The sequence below is a fragment of the Neisseria basseii genome, from assembly GCF_962707005.1.
In the GTDB taxonomy this organism is placed as follows: domain Bacteria; phylum Pseudomonadota; class Gammaproteobacteria; order Burkholderiales; family Neisseriaceae; genus Neisseria; species Neisseria bergeri.
Genome location: NZ_CAUIXH010000001.1, coordinates 188,488 through 208,289, shown reverse-complemented (window position 1 = coordinate 208,289; position 19,802 = coordinate 188,488). Strand labels below are relative to the sequence as shown.

24 protein-coding genes are annotated in these 19,802 nt (G+C 53.6%); 11 read left to right on the top strand and 13 right to left on the bottom strand.

Annotated features, from left to right (window positions below; all coding sequences use genetic code 11):
• Positions 1–6: 6 nt before the first annotated feature.
• The 3 genes from Q9I99_RS01110 to Q9I99_RS01100 all read right to left on the bottom strand — a co-directional run bounded on the left by Q9I99_RS01110 (position 7) and on the right by Q9I99_RS01100 (position 3,203).
• Positions 7–792 carry a TrmH family RNA methyltransferase gene (locus tag Q9I99_RS01110; protein WP_301667719.1) on the bottom strand — a complete coding sequence of 262 codons (786 nt, stop codon included), beginning with the start codon at positions 790–792 and terminating at the stop codon, positions 7–9.
• 73 nt (positions 793–865) lie between these two features.
• Positions 866–2,176, bottom strand: a complete 1,311-nt coding sequence (tilS, locus tag Q9I99_RS01105; protein ID WP_301667721.1) for a tRNA lysidine(34) synthetase TilS — start codon at positions 2,174–2,176, stop codon at positions 866–868.
• Positions 2,177–2,243: 67 nt separating this feature from the next.
• On the bottom strand, positions 2,244–3,203 hold the full coding sequence (locus Q9I99_RS01100; protein WP_301667722.1) for an acetyl-CoA carboxylase carboxyltransferase subunit alpha: 960 nt from the start codon (positions 3,201–3,203) through the stop codon (positions 2,244–2,246).
• Between the two features lie 212 nt (positions 3,204–3,415).
• Between Q9I99_RS01100 and Q9I99_RS01095 the strand changes: the two genes are divergently transcribed.
• Entirely contained in the window at positions 3,416–3,817 is a 402-nt protein-coding gene (locus tag Q9I99_RS01095) for an RNA-binding S4 domain-containing protein (protein ID WP_301667723.1), read from the top strand.
• Between the two features lie 67 nt (positions 3,818–3,884).
• Here the strand turns inward: Q9I99_RS01095 and iscX are convergent, their stop codons facing one another.
• Entirely contained in the window at positions 3,885–4,082 is a 198-nt protein-coding gene (iscX, locus tag Q9I99_RS01090; RefSeq protein ID WP_002248850.1) for a Fe-S cluster assembly protein IscX, read from the bottom strand.
• Positions 4,083–4,294: 212 nt separating this feature from the next.
• On the opposite strand from iscX, the gene Q9I99_RS01085 reads away from it, so the two are divergent.
• A complete protein-coding gene (locus Q9I99_RS01085; protein WP_301667724.1) occupies positions 4,295–4,882 on the top strand; it encodes an amino acid permease in 588 nt (195 codons plus the stop codon).
• Positions 4,883–5,155: 273 nt separating this feature from the next.
• Here the strand turns inward: Q9I99_RS01085 and fdx are convergent, their stop codons facing one another.
• From fdx to hscA, 4 genes are all read right to left on the bottom strand, one after another.
• Positions 5,156–5,497 carry an ISC system 2Fe-2S type ferredoxin gene (gene fdx, locus Q9I99_RS01080; RefSeq protein ID WP_002222474.1) on the bottom strand — a complete coding sequence of 114 codons (342 nt, stop codon included), beginning with the start codon at positions 5,495–5,497 and terminating at the stop codon, positions 5,156–5,158.
• Between the two features lie 55 nt (positions 5,498–5,552).
• Positions 5,553–6,314, bottom strand: coding sequence for a DUF2314 domain-containing protein (locus tag Q9I99_RS01075; protein ID WP_301667725.1), 762 nt, complete (start codon positions 6,312–6,314; stop codon positions 5,553–5,555).
• A gap of 35 nt (positions 6,315–6,349) precedes the next feature.
• Positions 6,350–7,000, bottom strand: coding sequence for a GIY-YIG nuclease family protein (locus tag Q9I99_RS01070; RefSeq protein ID WP_301667952.1), 651 nt, complete (start codon positions 6,998–7,000; stop codon positions 6,350–6,352).
• A gap of 185 nt (positions 7,001–7,185) precedes the next feature.
• On the bottom strand, positions 7,186–9,048 hold the full coding sequence (hscA, locus tag Q9I99_RS01065) for a Fe-S protein assembly chaperone HscA (protein WP_301667953.1): 1,863 nt from the start codon (positions 9,046–9,048) through the stop codon (positions 7,186–7,188).
• Positions 9,049–9,218: 170 nt separating this feature from the next.
• Here hscA and hpnD point away from each other — a divergent pair, with 170 nt between their 5' ends.
• The 3 genes from hpnD (at position 9,219) to Q9I99_RS01050 (ending at position 12,282) form a co-directional block, all read left to right on the top strand.
• A complete protein-coding gene (gene hpnD, locus Q9I99_RS01060; protein WP_219213547.1) occupies positions 9,219–10,091 on the top strand; it encodes a presqualene diphosphate synthase HpnD in 873 nt (290 codons plus the stop codon).
• A gap of 74 nt (positions 10,092–10,165) precedes the next feature.
• The gene (hpnE, locus tag Q9I99_RS01055) at positions 10,166–11,479 is read left to right on the top strand and encodes a hydroxysqualene dehydroxylase HpnE (protein WP_301667726.1); all 1,314 of its coding nucleotides are present in this window, start codon (positions 10,166–10,168) and stop codon (positions 11,477–11,479) included.
• 83 nt (positions 11,480–11,562) lie between these two features.
• Positions 11,563–12,282 carry an SDR family oxidoreductase gene (locus tag Q9I99_RS01050; protein WP_301667727.1) on the top strand — a complete coding sequence of 240 codons (720 nt, stop codon included), beginning with the start codon at positions 11,563–11,565 and terminating at the stop codon, positions 12,280–12,282.
• A 79-nt stretch (positions 12,283–12,361) separates the two neighbouring features.
• Here Q9I99_RS01050 and Q9I99_RS01045 read toward each other — a convergent pair whose 3' ends face one another.
• The 4 genes from Q9I99_RS01045 to Q9I99_RS01030 all read right to left on the bottom strand — a co-directional run bounded on the left by Q9I99_RS01045 (position 12,362) and on the right by Q9I99_RS01030 (position 14,045).
• Positions 12,362–12,664 (bottom strand): hypothetical protein, encoded by a 303-nt coding sequence (locus Q9I99_RS01045; RefSeq protein WP_301667728.1) that lies wholly within the window; start codon positions 12,662–12,664, stop codon positions 12,362–12,364.
• Between the two features lie 17 nt (positions 12,665–12,681).
• Positions 12,682–13,146, bottom strand: a complete 465-nt coding sequence (locus Q9I99_RS01040; protein WP_301667729.1) for a hypothetical protein — start codon at positions 13,144–13,146, stop codon at positions 12,682–12,684.
• 228 nt (positions 13,147–13,374) lie between these two features.
• Positions 13,375–13,617, bottom strand: coding sequence for a hypothetical protein (locus tag Q9I99_RS01035; protein ID WP_003711078.1), 243 nt, complete (start codon positions 13,615–13,617; stop codon positions 13,375–13,377).
• 17 nt (positions 13,618–13,634) lie between these two features.
• Complete coding sequence (locus Q9I99_RS01030) at positions 13,635–14,045, bottom strand: hypothetical protein (protein WP_301667731.1); 411 nt, start codon at positions 14,043–14,045, stop codon at positions 13,635–13,637.
• 344 nt (positions 14,046–14,389) lie between these two features.
• Between Q9I99_RS01030 and Q9I99_RS01025 the strand changes: the two genes are divergently transcribed.
• From Q9I99_RS01025 to Q9I99_RS01015, 3 genes are read left to right on the top strand one after another with little or no spacing between them, the layout of a single operon-like run.
• A complete protein-coding gene (locus Q9I99_RS01025) occupies positions 14,390–15,061 on the top strand; it encodes a CsgG/HfaB family protein (protein ID WP_301667732.1) in 672 nt (223 codons plus the stop codon).
• A 9-nt stretch (positions 15,062–15,070) separates the two neighbouring features.
• Positions 15,071–15,439: a DUF4810 domain-containing protein gene (locus tag Q9I99_RS01020; protein WP_164731519.1), complete on the top strand. Its 369-nt coding sequence runs from the start codon at positions 15,071–15,073 to the stop codon at positions 15,437–15,439.
• Entirely contained in the window at positions 15,436–16,083 is a 648-nt protein-coding gene (locus Q9I99_RS01015) for a DUF799 domain-containing protein (RefSeq protein WP_301667733.1), read from the top strand. Before Q9I99_RS01020 ends, Q9I99_RS01015 begins: the two co-directional genes overlap by 4 nt.
• A gap of 141 nt (positions 16,084–16,224) precedes the next feature.
• On the opposite strand, the gene Q9I99_RS01010 is transcribed toward Q9I99_RS01015, so the two are convergent.
• Positions 16,225–16,350, bottom strand: a complete 126-nt coding sequence (locus tag Q9I99_RS01010; protein ID WP_301667734.1) for a hypothetical protein — start codon at positions 16,348–16,350, stop codon at positions 16,225–16,227.
• Between the two features lie 21 nt (positions 16,351–16,371).
• Here Q9I99_RS01010 and Q9I99_RS01005 point away from each other — a divergent pair, with 21 nt between their 5' ends.
• From Q9I99_RS01005 to Q9I99_RS00995, 3 genes are all read left to right on the top strand, one after another.
• Entirely contained in the window at positions 16,372–18,141 is a 1,770-nt protein-coding gene (locus Q9I99_RS01005) for an ABC transporter ATP-binding protein/permease (protein WP_301667735.1), read from the top strand.
• Between the two features lie 104 nt (positions 18,142–18,245).
• Positions 18,246–18,938 (top strand): DnaA regulatory inactivator Hda, encoded by a 693-nt coding sequence (gene hda / locus Q9I99_RS01000; RefSeq protein WP_107819344.1) that lies wholly within the window; start codon positions 18,246–18,248, stop codon positions 18,936–18,938.
• A 111-nt stretch (positions 18,939–19,049) separates the two neighbouring features.
• Entirely contained in the window at positions 19,050–19,718 is a 669-nt protein-coding gene (locus tag Q9I99_RS00995; protein ID WP_301667736.1) for a histidinol-phosphatase, read from the top strand.
• Positions 19,719–19,802 lie beyond the last annotated feature (84 nt).

Genomic DNA, 19,802 nt, shown 5'->3' with positions numbered 1-19,802 from the left:
TTTTCCTTAATACGCCGCCCGTTGGCGCATCTGTTCAAACAGGCAAACTGTCGCCGCCATCGCGACATTTAAAGACTCGGTTGCATCGTGCATCGGAATCCTGACACACTTGTCCGCCCTGTCTAAAACTGCTTTACCGACCCCCGCGCCTTCGTTGCCAAACACCCAGGCTGTCGGTTCGCACAAATCTTCGCCATACAGAACCGCCTGCTTTTCCTCACGCAACGCGGTGGCAAACACACGGCCTTTATAGCGCGCCAACCATATTTCCAAATCCGCCTGCGAATAAATGTCCAACAAGAAATGCGCGCCCATACCCGCACGTAATACCTTGGGCGACCAAACATCCGCAGAACCCTTGCCCAAAACGACCGCGCCGATTCCTGCCGCCGCCGCGCTCCGCAACACCGTGCCGACATTGCCCGGGTCTTGCACGCCGTCCAAAACCACACAGTCGCCTTTGTCCGGCAAGATTCCGCCCAATGGGATATCAATCAGCGCAAGCACATCATCCGCACAAGTCAAGCTGCTGATTTTTTTCAATATGCCGTCTGAAACGGAAAAAATCCTGTCTTCCGGCAAAACCGCCGTCAATTTACGGACTTCTTCAGACGGCATTTTAGCTTCGGGAATATATACCCCGACCGGCTTTCTGCCGGATTGCAGGAAAACCTGAAGCAGGTGGACGCCCTCCAAAACGGTTTGGGCATACTGCCGCCTGAACTTTCCTTGCGACAACAGGCGGTGCAGGTGTCTGATGTGTTCATTATTGGTCGAACTGATGTGTTTCACTTCACAAGCCTTTTAGAAATATGCAACCGGACAATACCCGACTGAACGCCGCCGAAATCTGTTTGCGATATTATCAAAATAAAATGGGAAAGTCAGGATGGACGGGCAAAATGCCGTCTGAAACCGAGATTTGAAAATCCGCACAACAGTTTGCCAACGCCAATGGACGGTTTCCGCTGTCGGCAACAAGCGGCCAGATTGGGCGCAGGGCAGGCAAAACCCGTTTCCCCTGAAGGATTTTTTTCACATTTTTATGGATGCCGCCCACGGTCAACGTATCCGATGCCGCTACCGTCCTCAAAATCCCGTCCTGTTCCAAAAGATGCCCGGGAAGCCCGAACGGATGGCGTTTTAAAACAAATCCCTGATCCGTCAATATTTCCCTTAAATTTCCGCTTACCTGCCTGTCTTTCAAAAACCGCAATTTATCCGTTTTTTCCAATCGGAACACAAACAGCCTGTCCGCATAATGATGCAGCTCAAAACCGGACAGCGTCCATCGGCCTGTCTTCGCCTCCGTCAAAACGCGGGCAATGTCGGCAAGGGCATTCTGATTCGGCACGGTGATGCCGTTTTCCTTCAGAAAATGCCGCAAAATATGGGTTTTCCGGCGCGGGGAAAATGCCTGCCAACGCACCGTATCGAAACTGCCTTCCTCACAGACCCAACGGCAGTCCTGAACGACGACCTCGTCCAGCAAAGCCAAATCTTCCTGCAAAGCGCGGACATTGTTCAGCACATGCCGCCCGAAATGGGGAATCTGCGCCGAGAGTTCGGGCAAAATACGGTGTCGGAAGCGGTTTCGCAAATAAGCCGTATCGCTATTGCTTTCGTCCTCGATATTCGGCAAACAGTGTTTTTTTGCATAATCCTGCACATCTTGCCGTGAAAAAGGCAGCAAAGGCCGCCAGATGATGCCGTTTTCCCCAAAAGGACGGACGGCGGGCATAGCCGCCAAAGCGCGCAAACCGCCGCCGCGCGCGACCGCCAGCATAAAGGTTTCGATTTGATCGTCCCTGTGGTGCGCCAACGCCAAAACGTCAAAGCCTTTTTCGGCAAACGCGGCATACCGCTTTTGCCGCGCCGCCGCCTCGATGCCCAAACCGTTTTTTTCCACGCAGACTTTAACCGTTTCCAGCCCCACCCCGAGCATATCGCAATAGTTTTGGCAGAAATCCGCCCAATCGTCGGCACGGGGGCTCAAGCCGTGATGGATGTGCAATGCCTCCGGCACAAATCCTGCCCGTTTCCCGGCGCGGACAAGCAGATGCAGCAAAACGACGGAATCCAATCCGCCGCTTAATGCCACTGCTGTTTTTTTTCCATTCAGACCTTGAGGAAAACAATCCCTCAAGCATTGCTCAAACGCATCTAAAGTCAGCACGGCTCCGTCCCGATAAAGAAAAAGCAAGCAGTTTCAGACAAACTGCTTGCTGCTTGTTCTACCCGAATTATTGTTCCGAAAATTTGCCGTAAGCCATAATGCGGTCGAAACGGCGTGAAAGCAGATCGGCGAGCGGCATACTTTGCGCTTCGTGCAGTTGTTTTTCCAAAACGGTTTTCACGTTTTTCATGGTTTGCCCGAAATCCCGATGCGCGCCGCCCAATGGTTCTTTGATGACGGTATCGACCAAGTCCAGCTTTTGCAGGCGGTCGGCAGTAATACCCAAAGCCTGTGCCGCATCAGCCGCCTTTTCGGCGGTTTTCCACAAAATAGACGCGCAGCCTTCGGGGGAAATAACGGAATAGGTCGAATATTGCAGCATATTGACGTAATCGCCTACAGCAACCGCCAATGCGCCGCCCGAACCGCCTTCGCCGATGACGGTACACAAAACGGGAACGCGCAGGCGTGTCAGTTCGTACAGGTTTTTGCCGATGGCTTCCGACTGCCCGCGTTCTTCCGCGCCGATGCCCGGATACGCGCCCGGCGTATCGATAAAGGTCATGACGGGCAAGCCGAATTTTTCTGCCGTCTTCATCAGGCGCAGGGCTTTGCGGTAGCCTTCAGGACGGGGCATACCGAAGTTGCGGCGGATTTTTTCTTTGGTGTCGCGCCCTTTCTGATGCCCGACGACCATCACGCTTTGTCCGTTGAAACGTGCCAATCCGCCGACAATCGCATGATCGTCGGCAAAATGGCGGTCGCCGTGCAGCTCTTCAAAATCGGTAAACAGCGCATCAATGTAATCCAAAGTATAGGGACGCTGCGGATGCCGGGAAACCTGTGAAACCTGGGCGGGCGTAAGTTTGCTGAAAATCGATTTGGTCAGGTCGTTGCTTTTTTTCTGCAAACGGTGTATTTCGTCCGAAATATCGACGGCAGACTCGTCTTGGACGAAACGCAGCTCATCGATTTTGTTGGTCAGTTCGGCTATGGGTTGTTCAAAATCCAAAAAAACAGGTTTCATAAAATGAAGCTCTCATCAACAGATTCTGCCGCTATCATACGCTATTTGTGCATATTCCGCAGTTAATTTATTGTCCAAAACGGCTTTTCCACACCCTCTTTTTGTGTTCGGACAGCATGGGAAACAGGAGGATTAGTGTATATATACTAGTTATAAGGCGGCGTATCTTATGCTAAACTCGAAACAAATTCAATTATTTCAAACAAAATCGTATGAAAGACAAGCACGATTCTTCCGCCATGCGGCTGGACAAATGGCTTTGGGCAGCACGTTTTTTCAAGACCCGTTCCCTTGCGCAAAAGCACATCGAACTGGGTAGGATTCAAGTAAACGGCTCGAAGGTCAAAAACAGTAAAACCATAGACATCGGCGATACTATCGACCTGACGCTTAATTCCCTTCCCTATAAAATCAAGGTTAAAGGTTTGAACCACCAACGCCGCCCGGCATCCGAGGCGCGGCTTCTGTATGAAGAAGACGCGAAAACGGCAGCATTGAGGGAAGAGCGCAAACAGCTCGACCAATTCAGCCGCATCACTTCCGCCCATCCCGACGGCAGACCGACCAAGCGCGACCGCCGCCAACTGGACAAGATGAAAAAAGGAGACTGGTAAAACCGTTCCCGCTGCAAACAGAAGCACGAACCGCGTACCGCCGCATTTCAGACGGCATTCCCGAAACTTATTCTGCCTCGTCTATCCATGCCTGCTGCACGGCCTCGAGGATGCGTTCGCCGCAACGGGCGGGGTCGTCGTCAAATTCGGGCAATGCCATAATCAGGTCGCGCAGTTGGGTAAAGCGCACGGTTTTGGGATCGATGGTTTCGCCGTGCAGGTCGTAGAGTTCTTCGGCGATACGCCGGGTATCGGTCCATTTCATATGAATTTCCTTTTATCGTCCGGCATTGAAGCCGTGTAGAATATGTTTCTGCAAAACTGCCGCCCTTTGAGGATGGCTGAATGTTTCAACTCGCCGGACAACACATCAAGCACCAGCCTATGTGCCGTCCCAATCTGGGAGGAGTTGTCCCTCCCAAACAAATCTGATTCTACCGCCCTGAAGGGCGGGGTTTCAACCGACAAGGAAGATTGATGAACAATATGTTTGCCGCAAAATTGTCCAAACTGGTTTATACCGCTTCCGACCATCCCGACCCCCTGTCGGAGATGGAGGAGTTTGACCGCCTGATTTTGCTGATACGCAAACTGTATCAAATATTGGACGGGCAGCATATCCTCTCCAGAGTAACAGTTTGCCTTCACTACCGGAGCAGGCGCGGCCTGATTGCCTTGGATAAAGCGGCTGCCGGTTGCGATGCGGCAATGTTGCGCGCCCAACGTTGGCGCATCTACACGCAGATTGCGGAACGCCTTGCCGGGTCGGGCGGCGGCTTCACGGTTACGGCAGAAAGCGTGTCCGCCGCCTGCCCTGAGCTTGAAGGACGCTATCTCGAGCTTGTCCGCCGCGCCGCCACCTCTTTCGGTTTCGTGCAAGTACAGGAATATCCGGCAGGCGGGCAGGAAGAAACACAAGCCGTCCCGGATGCCGCATCGGGTCGTTCCGTCAGAAAACCAATCAAAATCAATATAGAAGCGAAAGTGGAACGCTATCCGGCATACCGCCCGACCGCCGCCCTGAAAGTAACCCGCCGGCGGTTTTTCCGGCTGCAAAACCGATAAATACCCGTGCATCGCGTCTGAGTAATCCGTCTCGGAATTCCGTCAGAAAACCGATAAAAATCAATATATAGTGAATTAAATTTAAACCGGTACAGCGTTGGCTCGCCTTACCGTACTATTTGTACTGTCTGCGGCTCGCCGCCTTGTCCTGATTTAAATTTAATTCACTATAGAATCGAAAGTTCCGCCTGTACGAACGCCTGTTTTCGGGCGATTGCGCCTTATCCGCGCAACAATGCCGTCTGAAGCGCGCCGGCTTCAGACGGCCTGTTTTCAGTGTTCTTCTCGCGCGTGGTTGATGGTGTATTTGGGGATTTCCACAATCAAATCCTCGCCGGCGACAACCGCCTGACAACTCAGGCGCGAATCGGCTTCCAAACCCCATGCTTGGTCGAGCAGGTCTTCTTCCAATTCGGTCGGTTCTTCCAAACTGTCGAAACCTTTGCGGATGATGACGTGGCAGGTGGTGCAGGCGCAGGATTTTTCGCAGGCGTGATCGACTTCGATGTCGTGGTCGAGCAGTACGTCGAGGACGGTTTTGCCTTCCGGCGCGTCGTCGATAACCGCGCCTTCGGGGCATAATGTCGTGTGTGGAAGTACGGTGATTTTGGGCATTTTTATTGTCTTTCTGTAAAAAGTGTTTGTGTCCGTTTTTCGGAAAACTGTCTGCCTAATGTCGCGGTTCGAGCAGGTCGGCAACATTTTGCCAGCCCGTCAGGCGGGCAAAATCAAGGGCGGTATAGCCTTCCGATGTCGTTGAGGCAGGATTTGCGCCGTATTCAAGCATGGCTTGAACCATAAGTGCATTTCCTGCGATGGCTTCATGATGAAGCGGCGTATAGCCGTCTTCGTCCTGCTCATGCAGAAAATCCGGATTTTGGGACAACTGTTGCCGAAAATCGTCAATACAGTTCCGGCACATCGGATGCTCTTCCAGATTTTCGGGATGTTCTTTTTCTTCATACACCAGCAATATCTGCCCGGGATCGCCGAAATCGATTCCCCAAGCGGCATCGTGTTCGGCGCGCTCCTCTTCCGTCATCTGTCCGCGCATTGCCTGTACGGTAAAGCCGCCGTAGGGGATGCCGTTGCACACGAACATCCAGTCGCTGATGTCGTCAACCGGAACGCAAACGCTTTCGCCTTGTTCGACATTGGTCAGTTCGCCGGGTTCATTGTTCAGCACACCATAAATGTAAAGACCGTCAAAATAAATATCGTCGATCCACATATGTTCGCAAATTTCGCCGTCTTCGCCGTCTTGGAAAAAAGGGACTTTGACCATGGCAAAATCCAAGGCGGGAATAATGCGGCGGCGTTCCCAAAAAAGCTCGCGCCAGAAATATTTGAATGTTTTACGGGCGCGTTCGCCGGCACGGTTTACCGGTTCGTCTGCTTGTTCTACATAATAAATGACTGGATCGCCCATCATACTGCTCCTCAACGTGTACGGTATCTGTTTGCGCCTTACCGCGGTTTTCTGCCTTCGGCATCCGATTCGGATTTGAAAAGTTCCAAATATTCGAAATAGGCTTTTTCCAAATCCGCCCGCGAAAAACAGGTGTAAATATGGATGCCGTCTGCAATTTCGTCCGTCAGCCTCCTGCCGTTTTTGCGGAAATATGCTTCTTTAAAAAGGCAGATTTTCGATTTTTTCGGCTTGTAGGATGCCGCACCCGCCAAAAGCCGGGGCAGCGCGTAAGGATATGCACGGTGTCCGCGCCGTACCAAATCAAGCAGTTGTTTGCGGCCGGACCCGGCATTCCCTTCCTGCCTGCGTTCGTGGACGCTTTTTTCAAATTCCGATTCCGCCGTTTCGTTTTTCGGAAACACGATTTCGCCGCGAAGCGATAAAAACAAACGTTTCACAAGGTTTTCGTCCACGGCGAACAATTCGGTATCGCCGATCCTGCTTTTGCTGAAAATTTCATGGAGCAGGTTTTCTTTTTCTTTGTAATTGTCGGTTTTGACGGCGAGGATGCGTTCCAATCCGGCAACGTTCGCATAGCCGTTGTTTTCCAAATGGCGCATCCTGCCTTCAAAATTGCTTACGTCCGAAATGCCGATTTTATATAGTGAATTAACAAAAATCAGGACAAGGCGGCGAGCCGCAGACAGTACAAATAGTACGGCAAGGCAAGCCAACGCTGTACCGGTTTAAATTTAATTCACTATACACGCCCTTGATGACGGTTTTCATCGAATAGACAATGCCTGACTTTTCCATATCGATGTTTTTCAAGTGTTTTCGAGCATTCAGACGGCATCAGGTTATATCTATGCCGTCTGAAACCGTTTAAGTATCAAATATTATCGACACTCTGGCCTGTCAGCGCGCGTTGGATGTTGCGGTTCATGCGTTTGGCGGCGAAGTTGTCGGTGCTGCGGCTGAGTTTGGCGACGGCGGTGCGGATGTCTTCGGCTTTACCGTCTTTCAGACGGCCTCGCAAATCGGCGATGTCTTGCCGAATCTGTTGCAATTCTTCGGCTTCCAGCAAATCGCTGTCCAACTCGAGGGCGGCGTTGACGGCATCGGTCAGGCTTTCGGCTTCGACCACGGCTTCGGCTCGGGCACGTGCCGCCATGTCTTCGGCGGCGTTGCTCATGCTGTCTTTGAGCATTTGGGTGATGGTGTCGTCGTCCAAGCCGTAGGAAGGTTTGACTTCGATTTGCGCCTGTACGCCGGTGCTTTGTTCTTGGGCGGAAACGGACAGCAAACCGTCGGCATCGATTTGGAAGGTTACGCGGATACGCGCCGCACCCGCCGCCATAGGCGGAATGCCGCGCAGGGTAAATTTGGCAAGGCTGCGGCAGTCGGAAACGAGCTCGCGCTCGCCTTGTACGACGTGTATCGTCATTGCGGTCTGACCGTCTTTGAAGGTGGTAAAGTCCTGCGCGCGCGCGGTGGGGATGGTGGAATTGCGCGGGATGATTTTTTCCGCCAAGCCGCCGTAGGTTTCCAAACCGAGCGACAAGGGCGTAACATCCAGCAGCAGCCATTCGCCGTCGGCTTTGTTGCCTGCGAGGACGTTTGCCTGTATGGCGGCACCGAGTGCGACGACTTCGTCGGGGTTGAGGTTGTTCAACGGGGTTTGTCCGAAGAAGGTGGCGACCGCTTGTTGGACGTGCAGCATACGGGTCGAACCGCCGACCATAATCACGCCTTTGACATCCGCCTTGGTTACGCCCGCGTCTTTCAACGCCTGTTTGACCGGTTCGAGCGTTTTCATCACCAAATGCTGCGTCAGGTTGTGGAACTCGGCGCGACTGATGCTTGTGTCGATTGCCATGCCGTCTGAAAGCGTCGCCTGAATGCGCGCTTCAGTTTGCGTGGTCAATTGTTCTTTGGCGGCGCGGACGAGCGAGAGCAGGAGTTGGCTGTCTTGTTCGTTGAGTTGGGAGAGTCCGTTTTGTTCGAGCAGATAGCAGAACAAACGATGGTCGAAATCGTCGCCGCCCAACGCGCTGTTGCCGCCGGTGGCTTTGACTTCAAACAGCCCTTTGGTCAGTTGCAATACGGATACGTCGAATGTGCCGCCGCCCAAGTCGTACACGACAAACGTGCCTTCCGAGGCGTTGTCCAGCCCGTAGGCGATTGCGGCGGCGGTAGGTTCGTTGAGCAGGCGCAATACGTTCAAACCCGCCAGACGCGCGGCATCTTTGGTGGCTTGGCGTTGCGCGTCGTCGAAATAGGCGGGGACGGTAATCACCACGCCGACCAAATCGCCGCCCAAGGTTTCTTCGGCGCGCGATTTAAGGGTTTTGAGGATTTCCGCCGACACTTCGACAGGCGTTTTTACCCCCTGCCGCGTATGCAGTTCTATAACGCGTTGATTGTCGCCGAAACGGTAAGGTAGGTAATGCGTGTTTTGATGCAGATCGGCAAGCGTCCGCCCGATAAGGCGTTTGGCGGAGCTGACGGTGTTCAGCGGGTCGGTTTTTTGGGCGGACAGGGCGGTTTTGCCGACTTCAATGCCGCCGTTTTCCAGATAGCGGACGACGGAAGGCAGGGTAACGCGCCCTTCGGCATCGGGCAGGCAGGCGGCACTGCCGCTGCGGACGGTGGCGACCAGGCTGTTGGTCGTACCCAAATCGATGCCTGCCGCCAAACGGTGCCGGTGCGGGGCGGCGGACATACCCGGTTCTGAAATCTGCAAAAGAGCCATAAATTCTGCCTGTCGGTGCGGTGTGTAAAGGAAGGAAAACGGCATTTTAACAGAATTTGCGCCGATAGTTGAGCAAACCGCTAAGGATTGGGCCGTGCCGCCGAAATTGCCCTCTACCGCCAAATGCCGATAAAATCCGCCTTTCCCGCCCATCATTAGGAATATAAATCGTGAAAGGACTCGACTATTGCCGTCAAAAAGCAGAAGAAAGCCGCTCCAGTTTTTTGTCGGGCTTCCGTTTCCTGACTCAGGAAAAACGGGATGCGGTAACGGTTTTATATGCTTTTTGCCGCGAATTGGACGATGTGGTTGACGAATGTTCCAACCCCGATGTTGCACAGGCGACATTGAACTGGTGGCGCGGCGATTTGGACAAGGTATTCGGCGGCGCGATGCCGGAACACCCCGTCAATCAGGCCTTGCGGCAGGTTAAGGAAACCTTCAAGCTGCCGAAATATGAACTGGAAGCCTTAATCGACGGGATGCAGATGGATTTGGTTCGGGCGCGTTACGGCAGTTTTGAAGAATTGAAACTGTACTGCCGCCGTGTTGCAGGTGTAGTCGGCTGCCTGATTGCGCGGATTTTGGGGTTTTCAGACGGCAAAACACTGGAATACGCCGACAAGATGGGACTTGCGCTGCAACTGACCAACATCATCCGCGATGTCGGCGAAGACGCGCGCAGGGGACGGATTTACCTGCCGATGGAGGAAATGCGGCGGTTTGACGTACCCGCAAGCGTGATTTTGCAATGCAGCCCGACGGGCAATTTTGCCGAATTGATGGCGTTCCAAATCAAACGCGCCCGTGAAACCTACTGCGAAGCCGTATCGCTGCTGCCGGCTGCCGATAAAAAAGCCCAAAAAGTCGGACTGGTTATGGCGGCGGTTTATTACGCGCTGTTGAACGAAATCGACCGGGACGGCGCGCAAAACGTCCTCAAATACAAAATCGCCCTCCCTTCGCCGCGCAAAAAACGCATTGCCCTGAAAACCTGGTTATTCGGATTCAAACCGCGCCCCGGCACGCCGGAACGGGCATAAGGCGCATACCGCCCTTCAGGAAAACCCAACCCCCGCCGCCCCGAAAAACGGGGTTTCAACCATTGGAGGAATAAATGATGAACACGCCGCATCCGCGCCCGAAAATCGCCGTCATCGGCGCAGGCTGGGCCGGCTTGTCCGCCGCCGTTACCTTGGCGCGGCACGCCGACATTACCCTGTTTGAAGCCGGCCGGCAGGCGGGCGGCAGGGCGCGCACACTGACCGGAAATACCGACGGTTTCGGTTTTTTGGACAACGGGCAGCACATTTTACTCGGCGCATACCGGGGCGTGTTGCGCCTGATGAAAACCATCGGTTCAGACCCCCGTGCCGCCTTTTTGCGCGTACCGCTGCACTGGCATATGCACGGCGGTTTGCAGTTCCGCGCCCTCCCCCTGCCCGCACCGCTGCATATTTTGGGCGGCGTGCTGCTTGCCCGGCGCGTACCGTCCGCATTCAAAGCCAAACTGCTTGCCGATATGTCCGATTTGCAGAAGTCCGCACACCTCGGACAGCCCGACACGACAGTGGCGCAATGGCTGAAACAGCGGAACGTGCCGCGTGCCGCCGTGATGCAGTTTTGGCAGCCCTTGGTTTGGGGCGCGCTCAACACGCCTTTGGAAACCGCAAGCCTGCGCGTGTTGTGCAACGTTTTGTCCGACGGCGTGCTGACGAAAAAATCCGGCAGCGACTATCTCCTACCCAAACAGGATTTGGGTGCAATCGTCGCCGAACCCGCCTTGGCGGAGCTTCAACGGCTCGGCGCGGACATCCGCCTCGAAACGCGCGTATGCCGTCTGAACACCCTCCCGAACGGGAAAGTGCTCGTCAACGGCGAAGCCTTCGATGCCGCCATACTTGCCACCGCGCCCTACCACGCTGCCGCGCTCCTGCCCGAAGGCACGCCCGAACACGTTCAGACGGCATATCAGAACCTTCGCTATCACGCCATCACCACCGTCTATCTGCGCTATACCGAACCCGTCCGCCTGCCCGCCCCGCTGACCGGACTTGCCGACGGCACGGCACAATGGCTGCTTTGCCGGGGCAGGCTCGGCTTGCCGGAAAACGAAGTCTCCGCCGTCATCAGCGTTTCCGACCGCGTCGGCGCGTTTGCAAACCGGGCGTGGGCGGACAAAGTCCACGCCGACCTCAAACGCATCCTTCCGCATTTGGGCGAACCCGAAGCCGTGCGCGTCATTACCGAAAAACGTGCCACAACCGCAGCCGATGCCCCGCCGCCGGATTTGTCGTGGCTGCACTGGCACCGCATCTTCCCCGCCGGCGACTACCTCCACCCGCACTACCCCGCCACACTCGAAGCCGCCGTACAATCAGGTTTCGCATCGGCGGAAGCCTGCCTGCAAAGCCTGAGCGATGCCGTCTGAAAACACCGGCCGGCATCGGGACGCTTTACAAGGTGCGGCAAAACGCTAAAATACCCCCGACCGACCACCAAAAAGGAAAAAGTATGGCGACACTGACCGACAAAACCATCTTAGTTACCGGCGCATCACAAGGGCTGGGCGAACAGGTCTCCAAAGCCTACGCCGCCGAGGGGGCGACCGTGATTCTGGTGGCACGCCATCAGAAAAAACTGGAAAAAGTGTATGACGCGATTGTCGAAGCCGGATACCCCGAACCATTCGCCATCTGCTTTGACCTTATTAGCGCGGAAGAAAAAGAATTTGAACATTTCGCCGCCACTATTGCCGAAGCCACGCAAGGCAAACTGGACGGCATCGTCCACTGCGCCGGCTATTTTTACGCCCTCTCGCCGCTAGATTTCCAAACCGTCGCCGAATGGGTCAACCAATACCGCATCAACACCGTCGCCCCGATGGGACTGACCCGCGCCCTGTTCCCGCTGCTGAAGCAGTCGCCCGACGCGTCCGTCATCTTCGTCGGCGAAAGCCACGGCGAAACACCCAAAGCCTACTGGGGCGGCTTCGGCGCGTCCAAAGCCGCATTGAACTACCTGTGCAAAGTCGCCGCCGACGAATGGGAACGCTTCGGCAACCTGCGCGCCAACGTCCTCGTCCCCGGCCCCATCAATTCCCCGCAACGCATCAAATCCCATCCGGGCGAAGCCAGAAGCGAACGCAAAAGCTACGGGGACGTACTCCCGCAATTTGTCTGGTGGGCAAGTTCCGAAAGCAAAGGGCGGAGCGGCGAAATCGTTTACCTCTAAATCTCCTTTTTGTTTTGCCATTTGGGTTCTCCAATAAAAAAGCAGCCTGAAAGATTTCAGGCTGCTTATATGCAGGTTACTATTTCTTTTCGGGCGGATCGGGCGGAATGAAAAGAAAAACCGCACCGAGAATAAGGGGAAGCAGAAATCGGGTATAGGGATACAACGGATGATCGACATGCCAATGGCTGTATCTCCCTTCAGGAATAATGTCGTATTCGTAAGTAGCGGGGAAGAAGTTGATCCATACTGTCACAATTACCCAGATAGTGAGCTTTCTATGGTTGGCTACCCACCGCGCCGGCTTGCTGTTGCGGATGCTTTCCGGTACCACTTTTTCCCATATCCAATGCAAAAACAGCAGAGTCCACTTACCCCTCATACCTGCCCCCCCTGCGGTTACAAGCCCAGCAGTTCGATTTCGACTTTTGAACGCCAACGGGCTTGTGCCGTAACAATACACATTCTTAATTTTCGGTCTGCCGCGCTGTATTTAATCCAGCTTTTAATAAAAGCCTTCAATACTTTGAGCGCGTTGTTAAGGCCGACTGCTTTATTAAACCCCAATCGTTTGATTTCCTTAGCGGTTACATCTATGCCTTTGCCGAGCAGGTATTCATCAAACGGCACGTTGCCGAAAAGCAGGGCCAGCTCGTCCGGAAGCTGTTCCATAACGCTGCCGGCAATGCCTTCAGCCAGTACGGCCAGCGGTTTCAAACGCTCATGGCATGCGCCGATTTCGGAGAACATCTGATCGGCCATACCGACTACTTCTTCTGTAATTTGATCCGGCCGGGCGCGGACTGCGCCTTCAAACAGTACATTTAGGATTTTAACATAAGATTCTTGTATGGCTCTATCCATTTTAAATGCTCCAAGTAAAAAAACCCGCAGATGCGGGTAGGTGGGGAGGCCGTCTGAAAACAGACAGCCTTGTTTTTAGCTTCGCAGAAACTTTAAGCAGCCTGCACTTTTTGTTTTGCCATAGGGCTTCCTTTCTAAGGGATAAAGTAAAAGCAGCCTGAAAGCCGGTTTGGACGGTTTCAGGCTGCCTTAAAAGGTTTTGCAAGTAATGACGAACAAGGGACGCATTTACCAATTCTTGTCCCTGTAATGCTCGGACAGGGCAATCAGTATTATCCACAGGCGGCAGACAAATCCGCTGACGCCGGCTGCCATAAACAGGAATTTTTCCCAAGCGTTCATAGGGGGCATAGGCGTTCGGCTGCCCTCAGTGGTCGGCCCGTCAAGCAAAATATAGATGATGACGGTAACAACATACAAAAGCACCGGTTTGCGATACAGCATCCAAATATGTTTCAGCCTGTCCAACATACCCCCTCCCGGACGAATCAAAGATCGAGAAAAGCCAGCTCCAAACGCGAGCGGTAGTTGAGTGCGGCGGTATTCACGCAGGCGGCATACTGCCGCCGGCCGCGCAGCACCCTGATCCAACCGATATAGGTGGCAAGCGGATTGCGCTTATCATCATAGCATAGGTTTGCAATCATATCGGCAGCCATACCCTCAATCACTTCCCAAATCGTACCGGGAGCAGTATAGAGAAAGTTATAGGTAATATCTACTGCCAACAGACGCTTGGAGCAGGTTTTGATTTGGTTTACCGCATCGCTTACTACGGCAGCCACTTCCGGAGTAATGTTCTCGGGGCGGTTTGATGCGACACCGCCACCCCAAATCTCCTTGATGATGCCGCTAATTGTTACCCGAATATCGTGATCGGTAAAGGTTTTATTCTTCATAGAACAAAAAAACCGCCTGCCGGCGGCAGAAACACGCCTTTTCAGGTGCAGGGAAAGCCGCCTGTTTCAGACGGCCTTGTTTTTCAGGCAACCTAGCTAACCGTCATGGAAGCAATGCAGAACGGGCGGTAGATAATCGCGCCCCATGTGCCCTGCAATCAAAGGGCAGGTTCCACACCCGCCCTCCTTTTCAGACGGCATCAAAAAACACGCCATATCCGCCAATATGCCGACACAGGAAAATCTTTCGACACCCCGGCAGACAAAAAACACCTTGACTAAAAATTACATGCAAATAATAATAACAACCTCTTTATTCCTCTAACAATTTTGGAGTAGGTTTCATGAAGAAAATTTCCACCGCCATCGCTTTTGCCGCCGCTGCCGTTTCACTGACCGGCTGTGCGACCGAATCCTCACGCAGTCTCGAAGTAGCAAAAGTCGCCTCCTACAATACGCAATATCACGGTATTCGCACCCCGATTTCCGTTGGAACATTCGACAACCGCTCCAGCTTCCAAAAAGGTATTTTCTCCGACGGTGAAGACCGTTTGGGCAGCCAGGCAAAAACCATCCTGGTAACGCATCTGCAACAAACCAACCGCTTCAACGTACTGAACCGCACCAACCTTAGCGCGCTGAAACAGGAATCCGGCATTTCCGGCAAAGCGCAGAACCTGAAAGGCGCAGATTATGTCGTTACCGGCGATGTAACCGAATTCGGACGCAAAGATGTCGGCGATCATCAGCTCTTCGGCATTTTGGGTCGCGGCAAATCGCAAATCGCCTACGCAAAAGTGGCTCTGAATATCGTCAACGTCAATACTTCCGAAATCGTCTATTCCACACAGGGCGCGGGCGAATACGCACTTTCCAACCGTGAAATCATCGGTTTCGGCGGTACTTCCGGCTACGATGCGACTTTGAACGGCAAAGTTTTGGACTTGGCAATCCGCGAAGCCGTCAACAATCTGGTTCAGGCTGTCGACAACGGCGCATGGCAACCCAACCGTTAAGGACAAATGATGAATCTGAAAACCTTGAGCCGTTTGTCGCTGTGTGCGGCGGTCTTGGCTCTGACCGCCTGCGGCGGCAACGGGCAAAAATCCCTGTATTATTACGGCGGTTATCCCGACACCGTCTATGAAGGTTTGAAAAACGACGACACTTCGTTGGGCAAGCAGACCGAAAAGATGGAAAAATACTTTGTGGAAGCCGGCAACAAAAAAATGAATGCCGCCCCGGGTGCGCACGCCCATCTGGGACTGCTGCTTTCCCGTTCGGGAGACAAAGAGGGCGCGTTCCGCCAGTTTGAAGAAGAGAAAAGGCTGTTTCCCGAATCGGGCGTATTTATGGACTTCCTGATGAAAACCGGTAAAGGAGGCAAGCGATGAAACCTTTGATTTTAGGGCTTGCCGCCGTGTTGGCGCTGTCTGCCTGCCAAGTTCAAAAAGCGCCCGATTTCGACTACACGTCATTCAAGGAAAGCAAACCGGCTTCAATTTTGGTGGTTCCGCCGCTGAACGAATCGCCCGATGTCAACGGAACATGGGGTGTACTGGCTTCAAGCACCGAGCCGCTTTCTGAAGCCGGCTATTACGTCTTCCCCGCCGCAGTCGTGGAGGAAACCTTCAAACAAAACGGCTTGACCAATGCCGCCGATATTCACGCCGTCCGTCCGGAAAAACTGCATCAGATTTTCGGCAATGATGCGGTTTTGTACATTACGGTTACCGAATATGGCACTTCTTACCAAATTTTAGACAGCGTAACCAGCGTATCCGCCAAAGCAAGGCTGGTCGATTCCCGCAACGGAAAAGAGTTGTGGTCGGGTTCGGTCAACATCCGCGAAGGCAGCAACAACAGCAACAGCGGCCTATTGGGGGCTTTGGTCGGCGCTGTGGTCAATCAGATTGCCAACAGTCTGACCGACCGCGGTTATCAGGTTTCCAAAACCGCCGCATACAACCTGCTGTCGCCCTATTCCCACAACGGCATCCTGAAAGGTCCGAGATTCGTCGAAGAGCAGCCCAAATAAGCATATGCCGTCTGAACCTCTCCGAACTTCAGACGGCATCTGCGAATCTTGATACTTGCAAGCCGCACCGCCCAAAATCGGGCGGCCGGTTTCAATATCCGAACAAGGTTCGGGTTCTGTATTTTGCAGAACCCGAACCTTTTATTCAAATTTAAACTTAATTCCGGAGTGGTTGTATGGTAAATTAACACGCAATGTACCCTGACCGGCAAAACTTCCCCAAACTTCATCAAAAAATCGACTGTACCCGTCTTTTTCAGACGGCATTGATACCGTAAGAGATTTCCCATGCAGAAATGGCAGACCGAGCTTTATTCCACACCGCTTTGGCTTTTACAGACTCTCTTGATAGTTTCCGCCGCTTCGGCGGTGATTCTGTTTTTGACACGGAAAACGCGTTTCGGGCGCGAGTTTGCCTATATCCTGCGCCTTTGCCTGACACCGAAAAGCGCGGTCAAAGTCTTACTGCTGATTACGGCGATGATTACGCTGCTGTTAACCGAAGTACGGCTGAATGTATTGAGTACCTTTATGTCCAAAGGGCTTTACGACTCGATGCAGGATTTGAATGCTTCGGCATTTTGGATGTTTGCCGCAATGAACGCGGGCGTGGTGCTGATACGGGCGTTTAACAACGTCGTCAACGACTTTCTCGATCAAGGCTTGGCGATTAAATGGTCGGAGCGGCTCAATGAAGTTTTGACTTCGCGCTGGCTTGCCGACAAAAACTACTACCGCCTGCAAATGCGCCGCCACGCGCCGGACAATATCGACCAGCGTATCCAGCAGGACGCGCAGGAATTTATCGCTTCGACCATCGAATTTGTGCGCGGCATGGTCAATTCGGTCGTTACCTCTTTAGAATTTGCCGTTGTTTTGTGGGGCTTGGCGGGCATCCTGACCGTGTTCGGCTTCGACATTCCGCACGGCATCGTTTGGTTTGTCTATATATTTGTGATTTTGGCGACCTTTATCGCCATGTGGATAGGCAACCCCTTGATTCGTTACAACTATGAAAACGAAAAACTCAACGGTGACTACCGTTATTCCCTTGTCCGCGTGCGCGACCATGCCGAAAGCGTCGCGTTTTACAGCGGCGAAAAACACGAACACAGCCGGCTTTCCGACCGCTTTAAAGCCATCATCCGCAACCGTTGGCGCATCGCGCGGCAAAGCGTCTGCTTAAGCGGCTTTAACGACATGTTTACCAACGGCATCAAGCTTTTTCCCATTATTTTGCAAGCCCCGCGCCTGTTTGCCGGACAAATTAAAATCGGCGACATCCAGCAAACCGTCCAAGCTTTCGCACGACTGCAAAACGCACTGTCTTTCTTCCGGATGTTCTACAACAAATTCACCGCCTACCGCGCCCGACTGGAGCGTCTGTACGGATTCTTGCTGAGTACCGAAGAACAACACAGCGCACAGCAGCCCGAGATTAGCGAAGTTTCAGACGGCATTGCACTGGAAAACGTCGCCCTGTTCCGCCACAACGGCGAAGTTTTATTGGACGGCATCAACATCAAGCTCAAAAGCGGCGATTCCCTGCTGATACGCGGCCCGAGCGGTTGCGGCAAAACCTCGCTGTTGCGCGCGCTGGCGGGGCTTTGGCCGTTCGGCAGCAGCGGCAAAGTCAGCCGTCCGCCGCATCAAGACATCCTCTTCCTGCCGCAACGCCCGTACACGGCGCAAGGCAGCCTGCGCGATGCGGTTTGTTACCCCAACATCGACAAACAGCATCCCGAGTTAGCCGAAGCCATGAACACCTGCCGTTTGGGTTATCTGATTGACAAATTGGATAAAACAGACGACTGGCAGCACAAGCTCTCCCCGGGCGAACTGCAACGCGTCGCCTTCGTCCGCGCCCTGCTTTCCAAGCCCAAAATCGTCCTGCTCGACGAAGCCACCGCCGCCTTGGACGAACCGGCCGAAGCCGCGCTCTACCGCGCCTTAAAGCAAAAACTGCCCGACAGCATCATCATCAGCATCGGACACCGCAGCACGCTCAACGCGTTCCACAATATGCACCTCGATGTCGGCAACGTTGCCTGCGGCTGAACGATGCCGTCTGAAGCCGTTTTCAGACGGCATTTTTCAAATTGATAAAGCACGCGAAAACAACGTACAATAAACCCGTTTACCACCCCTCGGAATGCCGAACCGTGAACCAGCTTATTTTCGACTTTGCCGCACACGACTATCCAAGTTTCGACAAATTCCTCGGCACGGAAAACGCGGAACTGGTCTATGTCCTCCGACACAAACACGGACAGTTTATCTATGTTTGGGGCGAGGAAGGCGCGGGCAAAAGCCATCTGTTGCAGGCGTGGGTCGCACAGGCGCTCGAAGCCGGCAAAAACGCCGCCTATATCGATGCCGCCTCCATGCCGCTGACCGATGCCGCGTTCGAGGCAGAATACCTCGCCGTCGATCAAGTCGAAAAGCTGGGCAACGAAGAACAAGCCCTGCTTTTTTCCATCTTCAACCGCTTCCGCAACAGCGGCAAAGGCTTTTTGCTGCTCGGTTCGGAATACACGCCCCAGCAGCTCGTCATCCGCGAGGATTTGCGGACGCGTATGGCGTACTGCCTCGTTTACGAAGTCAAGCCCCTAACCGACCAAGAAAAAATCGACGCGCTCGCCAGTATGGCGGCGGCACGCCAAGTAACCGTCGATTCCGAAATTTTCGAATACCTGCTCAAACACTGGCGGCGCGATATGGACAGCCTGATGATGATGCTCGACACGCTGGACAACTACGCCGTAACCATGGGCAAACGCATCACCCTGCCGCTGCTTCGCCAGCTTTTGAAACAACAGGAAACCCAATGTTCCAACACACAGGACGACACATAAAGCGTCTCCCTATATGTTGCCCTGATTTCACCCTTCCCAAACAAAGTCTGCTCCCGCCGCCACGAAGGACGGATGTCCGAGTGTCAGGGTTTCAACCATTAAGGAAATACGATGAACAACCTCGCCATCTTCGACCTCGACAACACCCTCATCAACACCGATTCCGACCACGCCTGGCCGCAATACCTCATCAAAAAAGGGTTGGTTGACGCTGCCGAAACCGAAGCGCAAAACGAAAAATTCTACCGCGACTACCAAAACGGCTGTCTCGACATCGACGCATTCCTCAAATTCCACCTCGCCCCGCTTGCCCGTTACAGCAAAGAAGAGCTGGCAGAGTTTCACCGCGAATTTATGGCGGAATACATCATCCCCCACATCTCGCCTATGCAGCGTATGCTGGTACAGAGCCACCAAATGGCAGGTGACGAAACCCTCGTGATTTCCTCGACCAACGAGTTTATCATCACCCCCGTCTGCCGCCTTTTCGGCATCACCAACATCATCGGCACGCAACTCGAAACCGGTGCCGACGGCCGCTACACCGGCAACTACATCGGCACGCCCAGCCTCAAAGAAGGCAAAATTACCCGCCTGAACCAATGGCTTGCCGAACGCGGCGAAACGCTCCAAAGCTACGGCAAAACCTATTTTTACAGCGACTCCAAAAACGACCTGCCGCTGCTGCGCCTCGTCAGCGAACCCGTCGCCGTCAACCCCGATGCCGAGCTGGAAAAAGAAGCCAAAGAAAAAGGCTGGCCGGTTTTGAATTTCAAATGACGCAATGCCGTCTGAAGCCCGATTCGGCGTTCAGACGGCATTGAGGCTGAAATCCTAAAAACTCAAAGCCACAGGAATTTATCC

Excerpts from the sequence above, each read along its gene's own strand:
- Q9I99_RS01095 (WP_301667723.1), top strand. The coding sequence starts at position 3,416 with ATGAAAGACAAGCACGATTCTTCCGCCATGCGGCTGGACAAATGGCTT.
- Q9I99_RS01015 (WP_301667733.1), top strand. The coding sequence starts at position 15,436 with ATGAAACCTTTGATTTTAGGGCTTGCCGCCGTGTTGGCGCTGTCTGCC.
- Q9I99_RS01100 (WP_301667722.1), bottom strand. The coding sequence starts at position 3,203 with ATGAAACCTGTTTTTTTGGATTTTGAACAACCCATAGCCGAACTGACC.
- Q9I99_RS01050 (WP_301667727.1), top strand. The coding sequence starts at position 11,563 with ATGGCGACACTGACCGACAAAACCATCTTAGTTACCGGCGCATCACAA.
- Q9I99_RS01010 (WP_301667734.1), bottom strand. The coding sequence starts at position 16,350 with ATGCCGTCTGAAAAAGACGGGTACAGTCGATTTTTTGATGAAGTTTGG.
- Q9I99_RS01085 (WP_301667724.1), top strand. The coding sequence starts at position 4,295 with ATGAACAATATGTTTGCCGCAAAATTGTCCAAACTGGTTTATACCGCT.
- fdx (WP_002222474.1), bottom strand. The coding sequence starts at position 5,497 with ATGCCCAAAATCACCGTACTTCCACACACGACATTATGCCCCGAAGGC.
- iscX (WP_002248850.1), bottom strand. The coding sequence starts at position 4,082 with ATGAAATGGACCGATACCCGGCGTATCGCCGAAGAACTCTACGACCTG.
- Q9I99_RS01075 (WP_301667725.1), bottom strand. The coding sequence starts at position 6,314 with ATGATGGGCGATCCAGTCATTTATTATGTAGAACAAGCAGACGAACCG.
- Q9I99_RS01045 (WP_301667728.1), bottom strand. The coding sequence starts at position 12,664 with ATGAGGGGTAAGTGGACTCTGCTGTTTTTGCATTGGATATGGGAAAAA.
- Q9I99_RS01040 (WP_301667729.1), bottom strand. The coding sequence starts at position 13,146 with ATGGATAGAGCCATACAAGAATCTTATGTTAAAATCCTAAATGTACTG.
- Q9I99_RS01030 (WP_301667731.1), bottom strand. The coding sequence starts at position 14,045 with ATGAAGAATAAAACCTTTACCGATCACGATATTCGGGTAACAATTAGC.
- hscA (WP_301667953.1), bottom strand. The coding sequence starts at position 9,048 with ATGGCTCTTTTGCAGATTTCAGAACCGGGTATGTCCGCCGCCCCGCAC.
- Q9I99_RS01025 (WP_301667732.1), top strand. The coding sequence starts at position 14,390 with ATGAAGAAAATTTCCACCGCCATCGCTTTTGCCGCCGCTGCCGTTTCA.
- Q9I99_RS01035 (WP_003711078.1), bottom strand. The coding sequence starts at position 13,617 with ATGTTGGACAGGCTGAAACATATTTGGATGCTGTATCGCAAACCGGTG.
- Q9I99_RS01020 (WP_164731519.1), top strand. The coding sequence starts at position 15,071 with ATGAATCTGAAAACCTTGAGCCGTTTGTCGCTGTGTGCGGCGGTCTTG.
- Q9I99_RS00995 (WP_301667736.1), top strand. The coding sequence starts at position 19,050 with ATGAACAACCTCGCCATCTTCGACCTCGACAACACCCTCATCAACACC.
- Q9I99_RS01005 (WP_301667735.1), top strand. The coding sequence starts at position 16,372 with ATGCAGAAATGGCAGACCGAGCTTTATTCCACACCGCTTTGGCTTTTA.
- hpnE (WP_301667726.1), top strand. The coding sequence starts at position 10,166 with ATGATGAACACGCCGCATCCGCGCCCGAAAATCGCCGTCATCGGCGCA.